Annotated in this window: 19 protein-coding genes; 5 read left to right on the plus strand and 14 right to left on the minus strand. The window is 58.9% G+C overall.

Annotated features, from left to right (window positions below):
• Nucleotides 1-4 precede the first annotated feature (4 nt).
• The 4 genes from BM225_RS04725 to BM225_RS04740 form a co-directional block, all read right to left on the minus strand.
• Nucleotides 5-970 carry a LysR family transcriptional regulator gene (locus tag BM225_RS04725; RefSeq protein WP_072707333.1) on the minus strand — a complete coding sequence of 322 codons (966 nt, stop codon included), beginning with the start codon at nucleotides 968-970 and terminating at the stop codon, nucleotides 5-7.
• A gap of 3 nt (nucleotides 971-973) precedes the next feature.
• Nucleotides 974-1,525: a polyhydroxyalkanoate synthesis repressor PhaR gene (gene phaR / locus BM225_RS04730; protein ID WP_072707336.1), complete on the minus strand. Its 552-nt coding sequence runs from the start codon at nucleotides 1,523-1,525 to the stop codon at nucleotides 974-976.
• 131 nt (nucleotides 1,526-1,656) lie between these two features.
• Entirely contained in the window at nucleotides 1,657-2,109 is a 453-nt protein-coding gene (locus BM225_RS04735) for a phasin family protein (protein ID WP_072707338.1), read from the minus strand.
• Between the two features lie 131 nt (nucleotides 2,110-2,240).
• Nucleotides 2,241-4,037: a PHA/PHB synthase family protein gene (locus BM225_RS04740; protein ID WP_092463892.1), complete on the minus strand. Its 1,797-nt coding sequence runs from the start codon at nucleotides 4,035-4,037 to the stop codon at nucleotides 2,241-2,243.
• A 102-nt stretch (nucleotides 4,038-4,139) separates the two neighbouring features.
• Between BM225_RS04740 and phaZ the strand changes: the two genes are divergently transcribed.
• Nucleotides 4,140-5,396 carry a polyhydroxyalkanoate depolymerase gene (phaZ, locus tag BM225_RS04745; RefSeq protein ID WP_072707342.1) on the plus strand — a complete coding sequence of 419 codons (1,257 nt, stop codon included), beginning with the start codon at nucleotides 4,140-4,142 and terminating at the stop codon, nucleotides 5,394-5,396.
• 313 nt (nucleotides 5,397-5,709) lie between these two features.
• Here the strand turns inward: phaZ and BM225_RS04750 are convergent, their stop codons facing one another.
• Complete coding sequence (locus tag BM225_RS04750; protein WP_092463895.1) at nucleotides 5,710-6,459, minus strand: alpha/beta fold hydrolase; 750 nt, start codon at nucleotides 6,457-6,459, stop codon at nucleotides 5,710-5,712.
• A gap of 55 nt (nucleotides 6,460-6,514) precedes the next feature.
• Entirely contained in the window at nucleotides 6,515-7,777 is a 1,263-nt protein-coding gene (locus tag BM225_RS04755) for an MFS transporter (RefSeq protein ID WP_072707346.1), read from the minus strand.
• 112 nt (nucleotides 7,778-7,889) lie between these two features.
• Between BM225_RS04755 and thrS the strand changes: the two genes are divergently transcribed.
• Entirely contained in the window at nucleotides 7,890-9,836 is a 1,947-nt protein-coding gene (thrS, locus tag BM225_RS04760) for a threonine--tRNA ligase (protein WP_072707348.1), read from the plus strand.
• A gap of 37 nt (nucleotides 9,837-9,873) precedes the next feature.
• Here the strand turns inward: thrS and BM225_RS04765 are convergent, their stop codons facing one another.
• On the minus strand, nucleotides 9,874-10,170 hold the full coding sequence (locus tag BM225_RS04765; RefSeq protein ID WP_072707349.1) for an antibiotic biosynthesis monooxygenase family protein: 297 nt from the start codon (nucleotides 10,168-10,170) through the stop codon (nucleotides 9,874-9,876).
• Nucleotides 10,167-10,481, minus strand: coding sequence for an ArsC/Spx/MgsR family protein (locus BM225_RS04770; RefSeq protein WP_072707352.1), 315 nt, complete (start codon nucleotides 10,479-10,481; stop codon nucleotides 10,167-10,169). Before BM225_RS04770 ends, BM225_RS04765 begins: the two co-directional genes overlap by 4 nt.
• Before the next feature lie 205 nt (nucleotides 10,482-10,686).
• Here BM225_RS04770 and BM225_RS04775 point away from each other — a divergent pair, with 205 nt between their 5' ends.
• Nucleotides 10,687-10,893, plus strand: coding sequence for a cold-shock protein (locus BM225_RS04775; protein ID WP_072707354.1), 207 nt, complete (start codon nucleotides 10,687-10,689; stop codon nucleotides 10,891-10,893).
• Nucleotides 10,894-10,964: 71 nt separating this feature from the next.
• Here the strand turns inward: BM225_RS04775 and BM225_RS04780 are convergent, their stop codons facing one another.
• The 3 genes from BM225_RS04780 to BM225_RS04790 all read right to left on the minus strand — a co-directional run bounded on the left by BM225_RS04780 (nucleotide 10,965) and on the right by BM225_RS04790 (nucleotide 12,709).
• Nucleotides 10,965-11,315, minus strand: a complete 351-nt coding sequence (locus BM225_RS04780; protein ID WP_072707357.1) for a hypothetical protein — start codon at nucleotides 11,313-11,315, stop codon at nucleotides 10,965-10,967.
• A 138-nt stretch (nucleotides 11,316-11,453) separates the two neighbouring features.
• Nucleotides 11,454-11,933: a dihydrofolate reductase gene (locus BM225_RS04785; protein WP_072707359.1), complete on the minus strand. Its 480-nt coding sequence runs from the start codon at nucleotides 11,931-11,933 to the stop codon at nucleotides 11,454-11,456.
• Complete coding sequence (locus tag BM225_RS04790; RefSeq protein ID WP_072707511.1) at nucleotides 11,930-12,709, minus strand: thymidylate synthase; 780 nt, start codon at nucleotides 12,707-12,709, stop codon at nucleotides 11,930-11,932. The genes BM225_RS04785 and BM225_RS04790 overlap by 4 nt, the downstream gene beginning before the upstream one ends.
• Nucleotides 12,710-12,833: 124 nt before the next feature.
• Here BM225_RS04790 and BM225_RS04795 point away from each other — a divergent pair, with 124 nt between their 5' ends.
• A complete protein-coding gene (locus tag BM225_RS04795; protein ID WP_072707361.1) occupies nucleotides 12,834-13,262 on the plus strand; it encodes a VOC family protein in 429 nt (142 codons plus the stop codon).
• Between the two features lie 87 nt (nucleotides 13,263-13,349).
• Here BM225_RS04795 and BM225_RS04800 read toward each other — a convergent pair whose 3' ends face one another.
• The 3 genes from BM225_RS04800 to BM225_RS04810 form a co-directional block, all read right to left on the minus strand.
• Nucleotides 13,350-13,847, minus strand: coding sequence for a MarR family winged helix-turn-helix transcriptional regulator (locus tag BM225_RS04800; RefSeq protein WP_072707363.1), 498 nt, complete (start codon nucleotides 13,845-13,847; stop codon nucleotides 13,350-13,352).
• A 92-nt stretch (nucleotides 13,848-13,939) separates the two neighbouring features.
• A complete protein-coding gene (locus BM225_RS04805) occupies nucleotides 13,940-14,167 on the minus strand; it encodes an FAD assembly factor SdhE (RefSeq protein WP_072707513.1) in 228 nt (75 codons plus the stop codon).
• A gap of 44 nt (nucleotides 14,168-14,211) precedes the next feature.
• Nucleotides 14,212-14,601 carry a helix-turn-helix domain-containing protein gene (locus BM225_RS04810; protein ID WP_072707365.1) on the minus strand — a complete coding sequence of 130 codons (390 nt, stop codon included), beginning with the start codon at nucleotides 14,599-14,601 and terminating at the stop codon, nucleotides 14,212-14,214.
• A gap of 89 nt (nucleotides 14,602-14,690) precedes the next feature.
• Between BM225_RS04810 and BM225_RS04815 the strand changes: the two genes are divergently transcribed.
• Nucleotides 14,691-15,893: a pyridoxal phosphate-dependent aminotransferase gene (locus BM225_RS04815; protein ID WP_072707367.1), complete on the plus strand. Its 1,203-nt coding sequence runs from the start codon at nucleotides 14,691-14,693 to the stop codon at nucleotides 15,891-15,893.
• Nucleotides 15,894-15,896 lie beyond the last annotated feature (3 nt).

The raw sequence follows: 15,896 nt of genomic DNA on the forward strand, positions 1-15,896 counted from the left end.
TCCGTTAGCGCAGGATCAGCGCGTCCTTGAGCCAAGGGAAGTCGGAGAGCGCAGGCGTGACCACATGAGCGGACAGCAGGTCCTTGAGGTGGACTGCAATTTGCGTTGGCAGGTCTCCAAGCAGATCTTGGCGCGCAGTCAGGGAAATATTACGCGACAGCGGTTCAAACGGCAGAGGGAAAACATCAACGCGATCCAGCCAGCGCCGCGCCCGCATCAGTGCAAGAGGCGTCAGGATCGACCACCCGACCTGCCCCGCGACCAGTGCGAGCACCGAATGGTAGCTGTCGATCTCGAACCGATGCGAAAGCTTCAGGTTCTGACGCACCAAATGTGCAGCAATCATCCGCCCCATCGCCAAGCGTGCCGAGTACTGGATCAACGGCATCGTCCGCAGTTGACCGAGCAAATCATTTTCGGGGTCCACGCGCCCCTTGGGCACGGCCAAGACGAAGGGCTCGGTCAGCAGGGGGTGAACTTCCATCCAATCGGCCTCTGCCCCCATTTCAGCGGCAACAACGATGTCGAGCGCCCGATCATCGAGCTGCCCATACAGCGCGTGGGACGGCCCCGTTTCCAGCAGGAACTGGCTGCCTGAAATGTCGTTGGCAAGGCGTGTGATCAGCGCGGGTGTGACGTCAGCCTCCAGATCCTCGATCATGCCAAGGCGCAGGCGGGTCAATGACGATAGGTCCGACATCGCAAGTTCAGCACGCGCCAGAGCCGCTTCGTTCAGGATCGCACTTGCGCGGCGACGAAACACCTCGCCTGCAGGTGTGAGTGACATGGGTCGCGCGTTGCGCACCATCAGTGTGGTGCCCAATGCGGTCTCTAGGCTCGTTAATTGTTGGGACACGGTAGAGGGGCTGGTCCCCAATCGGCGCGCGGCGGCAGAGATCGCGCCTTCTTCGGCCGCGGCCACAAAGACCTCGATCCCCCAGAGGGTGATCCTTCCCGGGGAATCGACCATTGTTTACTTGCTCATCTTCGAAAGCTTGGCCTGCAATTCGGCGAGTTGTTTCTTGATGTCATCAAGGCCCTGCTCGCCGCCATCCTCGCGTTCCGGAGAACTGCTGGCCCAGTTGCCTGCAAGCCCACCGGTCATCGCCTTGAGAAAGGCTTGTTGCTGCGCCTGCATTGCCTCGAAACCGGGCATTTTGGCCATCGGGTTCATCGCAGACATATTCTCGACCATCTTGGACTGGCCGTCCTGCAGCATTTCGAAAGACATAGCCAAGAACTGCGGCACAACGCTCGTGGCCTGAGTCGTATAGCTGCGCACCAGATCGTTGAGCACCGCTAGGGGCAGAACGCTTTCGCCCTTGCTTTCATGTTCAGCAATAATCTGGAGCAAATACTGACGGGTCAAATCGTCGCCCGACTTCAGATCTACAATCTTTACCTCGCGGCCACCGCGAATGAACCCCGCAATGTCCTCCAGTGTGACGTAATCACTGGTTTCCGTGTTGTACAAACGGCGACTTGCGTAACGCTTGATCAAAAGCGGTTTTTCGTTATCCGACAAGGACTCCCCTCCCATGCTGCATCGCTGCAAAAAGCCTAGGACGTAAAAATAAAAAAAGAAAGGGCAGGCTTACGCCTGCCCTTAACTTACCGGATTGTTGGGCGGGAGGGCACCCTATATCCGGGCCTTCATCACTTCGCTGCTGCGGTCGCTTTTTTCGCGGTCGCGGACATCTCGGTGGTCGCTTTCTTAGCAGCGGCGGTCATTTCTTCGCTCATGTCCTTGCCGGCAGCCATCATCAGCTCGACAGTTTCGGTCTGAACTTTTTTCGCAACTTCAGCGAAAGCAGCCATGTTCTCGGCAGCCATTTCAGCAGACGCGCTTGCGAAATCGGTCATCGCTTTGGCGTAGTCTGCAGGCTCGGACTTCGCTTTGGTCAGTTCGCTCATCTTGGTCAGAGCGTCTTTGGTCCACTTGGTGGAAATTTCGGTCGACTTTTCAGCCGCGTCCAGTGCGACAGCCGACAGCTTCTCCGACAGAGCAGCCTGCGACTTGAACGAGCCTTCCATGGCCGACATGTCCATGGGGAATGCGCCCATCATGTCTTTGATCATTGCGGTGAAGTCAGGTGTCTTAGCAGTCATAGTTCCAAATCCCTTTTCTTGCTGTGTTCGGGCCCACCCCGTTGATCAGCTAAGTCCAATATGGATGCTGCACTGCAGAAAATCAAGTTCTTTTTCTGCAGTGCAGCAAAACAGGGAAAAGGTTATGGCCTTCAACCGGTTGACTGCATGGTCACATAGGTTCCGGGCGCGTCTGCAAGCACAGGATGATTAGAATCACCCTCTTCCCGCGCAGGGATTTGCTTGCCAGAGCGGTTCGCCAGCCATTCATCCCAGCGGGGCCACCACGATCCTGGCGTGAACTCGGCCTCGGCGCGCCAGTCATCTGGCTCCATAGCGATCTTGCTATGGGTGTAGTGCCCGTACTTGCCCTTGGAGGGCGGGTTCACGATGCCCGCGATGTGACCCGACTGGGATAGGATAAAGGTCTTGGACCGGCTCCCCATTTTGCGCACACCGTTGAAACTGGCTTTCCACGCCGCGATGTGGTCAGTCTCGCAAGCGACGGCACAGATCGGGACGGTCACGTCCTTGATGTTCAGAACCTCGCCGCAAACTTCCATGCCGCCGTCGACGAATTTGTTCTTCTGGCACAGGTCGCGCAGATATTGGATGGCCATCGCGCCCGGCAGGTTCGTACTGTCGCCATTCCAGAACAGCAGATCGAACGCCGGCGGCGCTTCGCCCTTCATGTACCGGTTGATCGCGGGACCGTAGATCAGGTCATTCGACCGCAAGAAGCTAAAGGTCCGCGACATGAAGAAACTGTTCAGATAGCCCTCGGCCATCGCCTCTTCTTCGATGCCATCCACAAAGTCATCGCCTAGGAAGACTGTGAACTCCCCCTGATCCGAGAAGTCGGTCAGCGTTGTGAACAGAGTCGCCGACTTGATCGGAGTCTCGCCCCGCTTCTTTAACAGCGCCATCGTCAGGGACAGCGTGGTACCCGCAATACAGTAGCCCACGGCGTTCACCTGCTTGACGTTGCAGATGTCGCGCACTTCGTTGATCGCGGTCAGGTAGCCGTCGGTGATATAGTCATCCAGCTTCACATCGCGGTAGGACGCATCAGGATTGATCCAGCTCACCACAAAGACCGTGTAGCCCTGATCAACCGCCCATTTGATCATCGAGTTCTTTTCCTTCAGGTCGAGGATGTAGAACCGGTTGATCCACGGCGGGAAGATCAGCAGCGGAATTTCATGAACGGTATCGGTGGTCGGGCTGTACTGCACCAGCTCGAACATGTGGTTCCGGAAAACGACCTTGCCGGGCGACGTTGCAATATTGCCGCCCACCTCGAATGCTTTTTCGTCAGCCAATGTCACCAAGAGGCGACCGTCATTCGCTTCTAGATCGCGAACAAGGTTTTCCAAACCATCCACAAGGCTCTGCCCCTCGGTCTCGACCGCGCGCTCCAGCGCATCAGGGTTCGTCGCGAGGAAGTTTGTGGGCGCCATCAGATCCACGATCTGCTGCGAGAAATACCGCAAGCGCTTGCGATCAACATCGTCCAGATCGACCACATCATCGACCGCTTTGGAGATCGCCTCGGAATTGAGCAGATACTGCTGCTTAACATAGTTGAAATACGGATGGCTCTGCCACATCGGGTTGGCAAAGCGTTTGTCCTTGGAGCGCTCGACCTCCTCGGTGCCGCCCGTCAGCCCTTGGGTCAGGGCTTGCTGCGCTTCCATATAGTGTTGAAGCGACTTGCCCCAGTACTCGACCTGATGCTCCAAAATCTTGGTCGGGTTCTGTACCCATTCTGCCCAGTAGCCCACTGCGGCCTTCATATATAGATCCTGACCTGGGCCCTGAAGGGCAGGATTTACGGCCTTATAATGCGAAAGTGCTGTAACAAGACGCTTGGAAAGTTCTTCGATTTTCGAAATGTTCTCATTCAAACGGACTAGCTCAGTTCCAGTATCGCCGTCGTGCGTTGTCATGCCTGCGATTCCCCCCTACTCTGTTTGCACCATAGCGTTGCAGGCCGGAGGGGGCAAAGTGACGATTTGAACCGGGCCGACCGGCAACCGAAGGAGAACACCATGCGCTATATGGCGACATATGATCTGATGGAGACGGTTCGCAACACGAACCAATGGCTTGGCGCAACAGCCAAAGCGATCGCAGGCTATCCGGCCATCGCAGCGTTTCCGAACCCTGTCTTCCAGTGGATGGGAGCATGGGGCGAAGTGACCGAGCGTAGCTTTGCCCGCATGGTCACCAAGCCTGACTGGGGTATTCATTCGTATACCTGCGAAGATGGACGCGACCACATCGTCACCGTGGACACCATCGTCGAACGCCCCTTTGGCGATCTGGTCCATTTCCACGTGCTCGGACGCCCCGAAAAACCGCGCAAAGTGCTGCTGGTCGCCCCAATGTCGGGCCACTACGCGACCCTCTTGCGCTCGACCGTTGTCAGCCTGTTGCCCGACTGCGAAGTCTACTGCACCGACTGGCACAATGCCCGTGATATCCCTGTTTCTGCAGGGAAATTCGACGTCGAGGACTATACCCTCTACCTCGTCGACTTCATGAAAGAGCTTGGTCCCCAGACCCACGTGATCGCCGTTTGTCAGCCTGCGCCCCTGACCCTTGCCGCGACCGCGTATCTGGCCGAAGAAGACCCCGCAGCACAGCCCTCGTCGCTGACGCTGATCGGCGGTCCGATCGACCCCGAGGCAGCCCCGACCGACGTCACCGATTTCGGCAATCGCGTCACCATGGGCCAACTCGAAGAGATGATGGTGCAGCGCGTCGGCTTCAAATATCCCGGTGTCGGCCGTCAGGTGTACCCCGGCCTTCTGCAGCTCACATCCTTTATGGCGATGAACGCCGAAACGCACTCCAAAGCGTTCACCGACCAGATCATGCGCGCCTCCAAGGGCGAGTCTCGTGACAACGACCGGCACAACCGTTTCTACGACGAATACCTCGCCGTGATGGACATGCCGGCGGAATTCTACCTGTCGACCGTCGAGCGAATCTTTAAAAACTGCGAGGTGGCAAAGAACACATTCGTGGTCGCGGGCAAGCGTGTGGACATCGGCAAAATCACCGATGTGGCCGTCAAAACAGTCGAAGGCGCCAAGGATGACATCTCTGCGCCTGGACAATGTGTCGCAGCTTTGGACCTGTGCACTGGCCTGCCCGACAACATGAAGGCCAGCCATCTGGAGCCCGACGCAGGCCACTACGGCATCTTTGCGGGCAAGAGCTGGCGCAACAACATCCGCCCCCTCGTGCTCGAATTCATCGACGCAAACCAGCGGACCAAGGCGAAAGCTGCCGCTGAGTAAGCATCGGCACCACAGAACACACCAAAGGCCAGACGTTCGCGCGTCTGGCCTTTTTCGTTGCGCACAGGCTCCGAGAACTCGTTACCTGAAATTACACACTCAATCTGAGCGTGAAAAGTTTTCCCAATCAGCCGCGTTAACTTTCACATCCGCAAATCTGCATCATCCTTCGGATATATTCCTATCCGAACGGGAAAACGCACAAGATACAGGGCGATAGGAAAAGTTTTCCATAGGATGTTAAGATCTATTCAAATCTGTGCACCGAGTTATCCACAGGCTTTTGTGTTTTCCCCGTAACTCTGGACGACAGCTAGGCCCGTGCCGTGACCTCCAGAATGCTATTGGCGATCAATTCCAAGCAATCTGGTGCCGAGAACGAGTGATCCGCCCCATCCACCAGCGTCAGTCGCATGTCCGCGCCCTCCGCATGCTCAAGCAGCTTCACGGCCGTCGCAACAGACACCGAAGTATCCGCCGTCCCTTGCAAGAACCGAACGGGGAAAGGCAGCGGCAGCGGGGTACGTAGCACCAACTGATCCCGCCCATCCTCGATCAGGCGCTTGGTGATGATGTAGGGCTCGTCGTAATCCGAGGGCAGCGCGATCTGGCCGTCCGCCTCCAGCGCCGCGCGCTGCTCTTCGGTAAAGCCGGCCCAGAAGCCGTCTTCGGTGAAATCAGGCGCCGCAGCGATGCCCACCAAACCGCACACCCGCTGAGGGATGCGCTGGGTCATCAGCAGGCTGATCCATCCGCCCATGCTGGAGCCCACCAAAACCTGCGGACCAGAGGTCAGCGTTTCGATCACCTCCTGCGCATCCGCCGCCCAATCGCCAATAGCACCGTCCACAAACTTTTCCGAAGACTGCCCGTGTCCCGAATAATCGAACCGCAAAAACGCGCGCCCTTGGGACTTGGCCCACTCTTCCAGCCAGGCGGCCTTGGTCCCGTCCATATCGGACTTGAAGCCCCCCAGAAATACGATGCCCGGCTCTGTGCCTTCGGTCCGGTGATAGGCGATCTTGCGACCGGTCGAGGTCGTCAGGAAGCTGGGGGTGGTCATAGGTGTCTCCTTTGATTGCGGCGCCACCATATGCAGCGCCGCTGGGGGCATCAACTTATTCGACTTCGCGCATCGACAGGGCCGAAGCGACAGCCGCCAGTGACATCACGCCGAACACCACCAGCGCCCACTGCGCCGAAATCAGCGCGGCCAAACCGCCGCCAAGTCCAGCGACCAGCAGCAGCGTTCCGATCACCGTATTAGACAGGGCGGCATAGGCTGCCTTTTCGTCCTTTGGGGCCATGTCCACCAGATAGGTCGAGCGTCCCTGACGCACCCCGTGATAGGCGATCATCAACACAAACAGCACGCCCGGAATGGCATAGGGCGTGTCGCCGAAGCCCATCCAAGACAGCGCCACGCCGCCAAACAGCGCCAGCGCCGCGACAAACCCGGCCAAGGCCAGAACCTTGCGGCTGGACCGATCCGACAGACGCCCCCAGACATACGAACTCAGGAAACTGGCCGCCGCGCTGGCGACCAACATCGCGCCAAGCTGCTCCAGTTCGGCCCGCTCCGAGATCACCACCAGATAGGGCGGCGCCAGTGCAGTTCCGACCAGCAAGCCACGCGTAATGATGAACCGGCGCAAGTCCTGCTCTTGCCACAAGAGCTTGATATCAGGCAGCCCGCCGCGATCATCTGTTTCGCTCTTCTCTTCGTTCAGGGTCGAAAAAAGCCCAGCCGCCAACAGCCAAAGCACGGCAGCCAGAGCGATGGCGCTGATCACCAGCACCTCGCTCGCGCCTTGCCAGATCAGGATCGCGGCAAACACCAGAACCGCCCCCGAACTGGCCGTGCCTGCGGTCCCCGTGATTGCCCCGCGCCGCGATTTGCCAACCGTCTTGCCCAAGATTTCCTTGAAACTGACCGAACACGCACTGCGCGCGACGGCCAAAACGGCCAGCGCCGCACAAATCATCGCCCCCGCCGCAGCGCCTTCGAGCATCAGCGCGACCAGCACGATCACCGCTGCCGCGATCCCCTGCCCCGCACTGCCCACGGTCCATGCCCATTTCTTGTGACGCAGTCGCCCAACCCATCCGGCCAGCAGCATTTGCGGTAGAAGCGCCCCCGCCTCTCGGATCGGAACCAGCAGCCCCACAAACACCGCAGGCGCGCCCAAGGCATTGAGCAGCCAACTCAGCACCAGTTTCGGGTCAATCAGCCCATCCGCGACCTTGGTCATGCTCAGGGATGCCATGTGGCGCAGCCCGTTGGGAGCCTCGGCCTGTCGGGCGTGGTCACTCAGGTCGGGCGCATCATCATCTGCGCCGCTGAGTGCTTCGAAAACCTCTGCAGAAATGTCTTTTGTCATCAATCGGAACCTAAACTTGACTTGCCTACCCCATGCGGTCACATAGCCCGCGAAACCAAACCCGCAACCGGGCGTTCCGTGGGCGCCAAACCGACGAGGAGCATCAAGGCTTATGGCCCAGATTTCCCTGACCTTCCCCGATGGAAACTCTCGCGAATACGACGCAGGCGTGACGCCCGCGCAAGTCGCTGAATCGATCTCCAAGTCACTGCAGAAAAAAGCAATCAGTGCGACCGTGAACGGCGCGCATTGGGACATGCAGTGGCCGATTACCGAAGACGCCAGCGTCGCCATCCACACCATGCAGGATGACACCCAAGCGCTTGAACTGATCCGCCACGATCTGGCGCACATCATGGCCCGCGCTGTGCAGGAAATTTGGCCCGACGTCAAAGTCACCATCGGCCCCGTGCGCGACAACGGCTGGTTCTACGACTTCGACCGCGAAGAGCCCTTTACCCCCGAGGACCTTGGCCAGATCGAAGCCAAGATGAAGGACATCATCAACGCCCGCGACGCCGTAACCACCGAGGTCTGGGACCGCGAACGCGCGATCAAATACTACGAGGATCGCGGAGAACCCTTTAAGGTCGAGCTGATCAACCGCATCCCCGAAGGCGAAGACCTGCGGATGTACTGGCACGGCGACTGGCAGGATCTGTGCCGTGGCCCGCACCTGCAAACCACCGGTCAGGTGCCCGCAGATGGCTTCAAACTGACCCACGTGGCTGGTGCCTACTGGCTGGGGGACAGCTCGCGCCCAATGCTTCAGCGCATCTACGGTGTGGCGTTCAAGAACCGCAAAGACCTCAAGGCATGGGAAACCATGATGGAAGAGGCCGCCAAGCGCGATCACCGCAAACTTGGCAAGGATATGGGCCTGTTCCACCTGCAAGAAGAGGCGCCCGGCCAGATCTTCTGGCACCCGAACGGCTGGAAAATCTACACCACCCTGCAGGACTACATGCGCCGCCAGCAGGAACGCGACGGCTATGTCGAGGTGAACACCCCGCAAGTCGTGGACCGCAAGCTGTGGGAAAAATCGGGGCACTGGGACAAGTATCAGGAAAACATGTTCATCGTCGAAGTCGACGAAGATCATGCCCGCGAAAAGGCAATCAACGCTCTGAAGCCCATGAACTGCCCCTGCCATGTGCAGGTGTTCAATCAGGGTCTGAAATCCTATCGCGACCTGCCCCTGCGCATGGCCGAGTTTGGCAGCTGTGCCCGCTATGAGCCCTCGGGCGCCCTGCACGGCATCATGCGTGTGCGCGGCTTTACCCAAGATGACGGCCACATCTTCTGCGCCGAGGACCAGATCGAGTCCGAAACCGCCAAGTTCATCGCCTTCTTGTCCAAGGTCTATGCAGACCTCGGCTTCCACGACTGGACCATCAAACTGTCCACCCGCCCCGAAAAGCGGATCGGCAGCGATGAAAGCTGGGACTTTGTGGAAAAGGCCCTTGGCGATGCCTGCCGCGCGGCGGGATATGACTACGAAATCCTTGAGGGCGAAGGCGCGTTCTACGGTCCCAAGCTCGAGTTCACCCTGACCGACGCGATCGGCCGGAACTGGCAGTGCGGCACCCTGCAGGTTGACCCCAACCTGCCCGAACGTCTGGACGCCAACTTCATCGGCGCAGACGGGTCCAAGCACCGGCCCTACATGCTGCACCGTGCCTGTCTTGGCTCGTTCGAGCGTTTCATCGGCATCCTGATCGAAAACTCGGCAGGCAAACTGCCCTTCTGGCTGGCCCCGCGCCAAGTGGTTGTCGCATCCATCGTTTCGGACGCGGACGGCTATGTACAAGAGGTGGTCGACGCACTGAAGGCCGTTGGCGTCCGCGCCGAAGCCGACTTCCGCAACGAGAAGATCAACTACAAGGTCCGCGAGCACTCGCTCGGCAAGGTGCCTGTGATCATCGCGGTCGGCATGAAAGAAGTCGAAGAGCGCACCGTCTCGGTCCGCCGCTTGGGGGAAAAGCAGACCTCCATGGCGACGCTGGACGAGATCGTCACAACCCTGAAGGCCGAAGGCACCCCGCCCGACCTGAAGTAAGAATACCAAGGGCCGCTCTGATCAGAGCGGCCCTTTTTTATTCTGCCATGTGCTCGAAGTGGTGCACCCAGCATTCCTGCACAAACTTCTCCATCCCCGGCGGGATGTGGGCGACGGACCAGTCCGCTCCGGCGAATTCGGTCAGGGCGGCGGCATCCGTCCATTCGGTGATCATCGCGTATTCGTCCGGCGTCCCCTCTGCCGGACCGCCGATCACAACCCGCGCACAGCCCGCGAATTTGGTCACAGACCCCAGCGCAACCGTCTGGAACAGCGGTTCGAACTCATCCCGCAGTTCGGGATGAATGCGCACGCGGTAGATGCGCGTGATCATCCTACCAGTTCCGCCTGCACGTCTTTCCCCCAGCCCAGCCACATCTTGTCGCCCTCTTCGATCAAGGGGCGTTTCATCAGGGTCGGATGCTCGGCGATCAGATCCAGCGCCGGACGGGCGCGCTGATCCTCGTCCAACTGCCGCCACGTGGTGCTCGACTTATTCACCAGCTTGTCGCCAAAGCGACCATAAGCCCGCTCCAGCACTTCTGGCGCAACTCCATCCTTGCGCACATCGACGTATTCGGCATCGGGCAGCGCTTTGACCGCTTTGCGGCAAGTATCACAGGTCTTTAGCCCATAGAGGATCATTCGCTTCTCCTATTTTTTTGCCACTTTCGAGAAAGTGACGGCGAATACAACTGTGTTTTGCTTGATTTTTACGTTGGGCATGCAACGCTGGAGTTGTGACCACCTCGAAGCAGCCGAAACCTCGGAGCGAGTCGTTTGACTGTCGCGTGGAAGTTACGCCAAGGCCCCGCTGCGCGGGGAAGACGACTAGAAGGAGTAAGGGGCTATGCCCACAGGAACCGTCAAGTGGTTCAACACCACCAAAGGATATGGCTTTATCGCGCCCGATGGCGGCGGCAAGGACGTGTTCGTACACATCTCTGCAGTAGAGCGGTCGGGTCTGACCGGTCTGGCTGACAACCAGAAAGTGGGCTACGAGCTGAAAGAAGGCCGTGATGGCCGCCAGATGGCAGGCGATCTGACCCTCCTCTGACTTCGAGGCATTCTACCCATTGAATTTATAATCCGAGGCGCCCTCCGTGCCTCGGTTTTTTTGTGCGCGGCTTAGCCCTGTGGGGCGCGCATGATGCAGGACTTCGACAACTGCACCTGACGAATCGTGGCCACCTGTCCTTTGTGAAGCGCAACCTCTTCGTGGGCATCGCCGGTCAGTCTGGACACGGGGACAAAGGCAATCGCAACACCGGCTGCATCCGCCGCCACAGCCTCGCGCTGGCGTTTTTCTGCGTCGGCGAGTTTGGCAGCCGCTTCGATTCTACGCGCCTCTAGCGCGCGACAGTCCAGATCAGCGTAGGCCGCAGGCAACACAGTCGCCGGCTCGATTTTTGAGGGCGGCGTCGCGCAGCCCGCCAGCGCGGTAACGGAAACAAGGGCAAGGGTCGTCAATTTCTGCATGGTCATCTCTTTGGGGCTATGTCGGGAAATACCGGAAGGCCAATCGTGACATGCACACTGCAAAAGAGCGGCCACATGGAGGGCCGCCCGCAATTTATTGGGTATTTTTTCCAAGATGAAAAGGCTGATGGTTGCGCGTTAGCCCCGACGCAGGAGTTCCCGTACCGCGCAGCGGGGCGCTTCGGTCCGCAACAGGGTCGTGCCGATCAGCCGCCAGTCCGCATCCAAGACTTCGGGAAAGTGGGTGTCCGGCGCAGTCACTTCGGTGTCCACTTCGGTGATCAGCAAGCGGTCTGCATAGGCCAGCATTTCGCGGTAAATGCCCGCGCCGCCGATGCCGTAGACGCGGCGGTGGCCTGCAGCGTGCGCCATATCGATCGCGTCCTGAACCGAGTCAGCGGTATGTTCGGCGCTGACCTCTTGCGAGGTAACGACGATATTCATGCGATTTTTCAGAGGCTTGAACGGCAGGCTATCCCACGTATTCCGGCCCATGATAATCGCCGCCCCGCTGGTTTCGCGCTGAAAGAACTTCAGGTCTTCGGGCGCCTCCCACGGGATGGTGTTGTCTTTGCCAATCGCGCCGTTTTTGTCGCGCGCTACTATCAGGGAAATCATACGGCCACCGGTGCTTTGATTGCGGGATCGGGGTCGTAGCCGACCACCTCGAAGTCTTCGTATTTGAAGTCGAACAGGGACTGCACATCGCGGGTGATATTTAGCTGCGGCAGCGCCTTGGGTGCGCGCGACAGCTGCAGTTTTACCTGCTCCATGTGGTTGGAATAGATGTGGGCATCGCCAATGGCGTGGACGAAATCGCCGGCCTCGTAGCCCGTTACGTGCGCCAGCATCTTTAGCAACAGCGCATAAGAGGCGATGTTGAACGGCACCCCAAGGAACATATCCGCCGAGCGCTGATACAGCTGTAGATGCATTTTGCGGCCAACAATGCGGACCTGCCACATGGTGTGGCACGGGGGCAGCGCCATGTTCGGCACGTCCACAGGATTCCAAGCGGACACAATCAGGCGGCGGCTGTCGGGGCTGGTGTTGATCATCTCCAGCAGGGTCTGGATCTGGTCGACACCGCCGAAATCGCGCCACTGTTTGCCGTAGACGGGGCCCAAATCGCCGTGCTCGTCCGCCCACTCGTCCCAGATCGAAACGCCGTTGTCCTTGAGGTACTTGATGTTGGTGTCCCCTGACAGGAACCACAGCAGTTCATGGATGATCGACCGCAGGTGCAGCTTCTTGGTGGTGACCAGCGGGAACCCGTCAGCCAGGGAATAGCGCTGCTGCATCCCGAAATAACTGATCGTGCCGGTGCCTGTGCGGTCGGTCGATTGTTCCCCATGGTCGAGAATGGTCTGTAGTGCCTCGTGATACTGCTGCACGGGGGCCTCCGAGTTCGCTGCGTCGTTGCCTGATGTTCTATCGGTGCAAATCAGGAAATGCCAGTTGGCCCTTTGATCATAGACCCACGCCACCTACGTTAGTGCCAAAGACAAAGGAGTTATTATGTCCGTTCGTTATTTGCACACCATGGTCCGCGTGCTGGATCTGGAAAAAACCATGGCCTTTTTCGAACTGCTCGGACTGAAAGAGACCCGCCGCATCGACAATGAAAAAGGCCGCTTCAGCCTTGTTTTCATGGCGCCCGAAGGTCAGGAAGAGTGCCCCGTCGAGCTGACCTATAACTGGGATGGCGATGATGGGCTGCCCTCGGACAGCCGTCATTTCGGGCACCTGGCCTACCGCGTACCGAATATCTACGAGATGTGCCAACACCTGATGGACAATGGCGTGACCATCAACCGTCCGCCCCGCGATGGCCACATGGCGTTTGTCCGCTCGCCCGACAACGTGTCCATCGAACTGCTGCAAGAGGGTGACGCACTGGCCCCCGCAGAGCCTTGGGCCAGCATGGAAAACACTGGTCACTGGTAAGCCACGATCCGCGACACAATGAAAAGGGCCTCCGCAATCGCGTGAGGCCCTTTTCATTTGGCAGACAAAGCATCCCCCCGGCGTTTGTCAGTAGATGTAGCGGATCTGGTCGGTCCAGTAACGTTCTACGCGCTTTAGCGCGCCAGCGATGGTGTCCACCCCGTCCATATCCAGCACGGCCTTGGACTGAAGCCCGTCCGCATGGCGCATGAACAGGTCAGCGACCACATCCCGCACCGCGCGGCCCCGTTCGGTCAGGCGCACGCGCACGGCGCGGCGGTCCATGGCGCAGCGTTCGTGGTGCATGTAGCCCATGTCCACCAGCTTCTTCAGGTTATAGCTGACGTTGCTGCCCTGATAATATCCGCGAGATTTGAGTTCGCCCGCAGTGACCTCGTGTTCACCAATATTGAACAGCAATAGGCCCTGCACTGCATTGATCTCCAGAACGCCGACGCGTTCGAATTCGTCCTTGATGACGTCAAGCAGCAGGCGATGAAGGCGCTCTACCAAGGACAGGGTGTCAAGGTAGCGCGCCATAAAGCTTTGGTCGGCCGACTTGGCCGGAGGCGAATGAAGGACCATCTGATGTCTCCGCAGTTTTTCGATAAAACAGAGACTGAAGGGATAATGCCGAATATTCGGTTAAATGCCCAAGAAGATGGCTAAAATGCGCCTTATTTCGAGAATTGCGTCAAACCGCTCGCGATATCGGTCACCAGATTCAGATACCGCGCAGGGGTTGCCCCCTGCCCGCTCACCCACTGGTACAGGTCATGGTCGTTCTCCTCGAGCAGGTCCTCGTACAGGTCCAGCTCGGCTTCTGACATCTCTGCCAGACGGCGATCCGCAAAAGATTTCAGGATCAGGTCCATTTCCTTGATGCCCCGATAGTTGGAGCGCATGTTCAGGCGCTTCAACCGGGTTTCGTGGGTTTCGGTGACGTCTGTCACTGCTCGATCTCCTTCAGGGTCAGGCGCAGCTTTTTCTCAAGCCGAGCCAGGCGGTCTGCCCCCTGCTGCATCTGGATCTTCATCTCGCGCATCTCGCGCATGATGTCGGTGATCGCGACGGGGACGGCGTTATCCTCTACCGGACCTTCTACGCCATCACCCTCACCGTTCAAGAGCCACATGATCGAAACGTTCAGCAAACCGGCCAACATTTGCAGTTTGTTGGCGCGCGGCTCGGCTGTGTCGTCTTCCCAGCCCTGCAGCGTGCCCAGTTTCACACCCAGCCGTTTGGCCAGTTGCACCTGAGTCATGCTGGCGGCTTCGCGGGCAGCAGCCACGCGATCGCCAAAAGTTGCAGCTTCGGGGCTATACCAGTTATCTCCCATCAGACTCCCTTTCTCGGATCTGTCTTGATTGGTCATCGCGCCGAGACTAGGACAGGCCAGAGCGCTTTTCAAATGACCGAGGTTAAAGAATGTCTTTCCTGTCTACCGCCCTTGACCGAGTAAAGCCGTCGCCCACCATCGCCGTCACGCAAAAGGCGCGGGAACTGGCGGCAATGGGCCGGGATGTGATCGGCCTCGGGGCCGGTGAGCCTGACTTTGACACGCCAGATCACATCAAAGAGGCAGCGAAAGCGGCAATCGACGCGGGCAAAACGAAGTATACGGCCCCCGATGGCATCCCCGAGCTCAAGCAAGCGATCTGTGCCAAATTTGCCCGCGACAACAACCTTGGCTACACGCCCGCACAGGTCATCGTCTGCACCGGCGGCAAGCAGGTTTTGTATAACGCGCTCATGGCGACCCTGAACCCGGGCGACAAAGTAGTGATCCCTGCGCCCTATTGGGTCAGCTATCCCGACATGGTCCGCTTGGCGGGGGGCGAGCCTGTGATCGTCGAGTGCGGCATCGAAAACGGCTTCAAAATGACGCCCGCTCAGCTCGAGGCCGCGATTACGCCGAACACCAAATGGTTCATTTTCAACTCGCCCTCGAACCCCACAGGCGCGGGCTACACCGCAGACGAGCTCAAGGGCCTGACCGACGTGCTGCTGCGGCACCCCCACGTTTGGGTGATGACCGACGACATGTACGAACACCTCGCCTTTGATGGCTTTCAGTTCGCGACCCCTGCGCAAGTCGAGCCCCAGCTCTATGACCGCACCCTGACCGTGAACGGGGTGTCCAAAGCCTATGCCATGACCGGCTGGCGCATCGGCTACGCGGCAGGCCCCGAAAAGGTGATCGCCGCCATGCGCAAGATCCAGAGCCAGTCGACCACGAATCCCTGCTCGATCAGCCAGTATGCCGCGCTAGAGGCGCTGAACGGCCCGCAGGACTTTATCGAGCCCAACAACGTGATGTTCAAACGTCGCCGCGATCTGGTGGTCGAGGGGCTGAATGCCGCTGACGGCATCACCTGCCCCGTGCCCAACGGCGCCTTTTACGTCTACCCCAACATCGCGGGCTGCATCGGCAAAACCAGCGCAGGCGGGACCAAGATCGAAACGGACGAAGATTTCGCCACCGCCCTTCTCGAAGAAGAAAACGTGGCTGTCGTATTTGGCGCAGCGTTCGGCTTGTCTCCGAACTTCCGCATCAGCTACGCTACCTCGGACGAGGCCCTCACAGAGGCCTGCACCCGCATCCAGCGGTTCTGTGCGAATTTGAAATAAGCC

The organism is Donghicola eburneus, from assembly GCF_900115865.1.
Lineage (GTDB): Bacteria > Pseudomonadota > Alphaproteobacteria > Rhodobacterales > Rhodobacteraceae > Donghicola > Donghicola eburneus.

What these genes read in the sequence shown, in the direction of transcription:
- BM225_RS04725 (WP_072707333.1), bottom strand. Translation starts at nt 970, where the DNA reads ATGGTCGATTCCCCGGGAAGGATCACCCTCTGGGGGATCGAGGTCTTT.
- BM225_RS04735 (WP_072707338.1), bottom strand. Translation starts at nt 2,109, where the DNA reads ATGACTGCTAAGACACCTGACTTCACCGCAATGATCAAAGACATGATG.
- BM225_RS04740 (WP_092463892.1), bottom strand. Translation starts at nt 4,037, where the DNA reads ATGACAACGCACGACGGCGATACTGGAACTGAGCTAGTCCGTTTGAAT.
- phaZ (WP_072707342.1), top strand. Translation starts at nt 4,140, where the DNA reads ATGCGCTATATGGCGACATATGATCTGATGGAGACGGTTCGCAACACG.
- BM225_RS04750 (WP_092463895.1), bottom strand. Translation starts at nt 6,459, where the DNA reads ATGACCACCCCCAGCTTCCTGACGACCTCGACCGGTCGCAAGATCGCC.
- BM225_RS04755 (WP_072707346.1), bottom strand. Translation starts at nt 7,777, where the DNA reads ATGACAAAAGACATTTCTGCAGAGGTTTTCGAAGCACTCAGCGGCGCA.
- thrS (WP_072707348.1), top strand. Translation starts at nt 7,890, where the DNA reads ATGGCCCAGATTTCCCTGACCTTCCCCGATGGAAACTCTCGCGAATAC.
- BM225_RS04765 (WP_072707349.1), bottom strand. Translation starts at nt 10,170, where the DNA reads ATGATCACGCGCATCTACCGCGTGCGCATTCATCCCGAACTGCGGGAT.
- BM225_RS04770 (WP_072707352.1), bottom strand. Translation starts at nt 10,481, where the DNA reads ATGATCCTCTATGGGCTAAAGACCTGTGATACTTGCCGCAAAGCGGTC.
- BM225_RS04775 (WP_072707354.1), top strand. Translation starts at nt 10,687, where the DNA reads ATGCCCACAGGAACCGTCAAGTGGTTCAACACCACCAAAGGATATGGC.
- BM225_RS04780 (WP_072707357.1), bottom strand. Translation starts at nt 11,315, where the DNA reads ATGCAGAAATTGACGACCCTTGCCCTTGTTTCCGTTACCGCGCTGGCG.
- BM225_RS04785 (WP_072707359.1), bottom strand. Translation starts at nt 11,933, where the DNA reads ATGATTTCCCTGATAGTAGCGCGCGACAAAAACGGCGCGATTGGCAAA.
- BM225_RS04795 (WP_072707361.1), top strand. Translation starts at nt 12,834, where the DNA reads ATGTCCGTTCGTTATTTGCACACCATGGTCCGCGTGCTGGATCTGGAA.
- BM225_RS04800 (WP_072707363.1), bottom strand. Translation starts at nt 13,847, where the DNA reads ATGGTCCTTCATTCGCCTCCGGCCAAGTCGGCCGACCAAAGCTTTATG.
- BM225_RS04805 (WP_072707513.1), bottom strand. Translation starts at nt 14,167, where the DNA reads ATGCGCTCCAACTATCGGGGCATCAAGGAAATGGACCTGATCCTGAAA.
- BM225_RS04810 (WP_072707365.1), bottom strand. Translation starts at nt 14,601, where the DNA reads ATGGGAGATAACTGGTATAGCCCCGAAGCTGCAACTTTTGGCGATCGC.
- BM225_RS04815 (WP_072707367.1), top strand. Translation starts at nt 14,691, where the DNA reads ATGTCTTTCCTGTCTACCGCCCTTGACCGAGTAAAGCCGTCGCCCACC.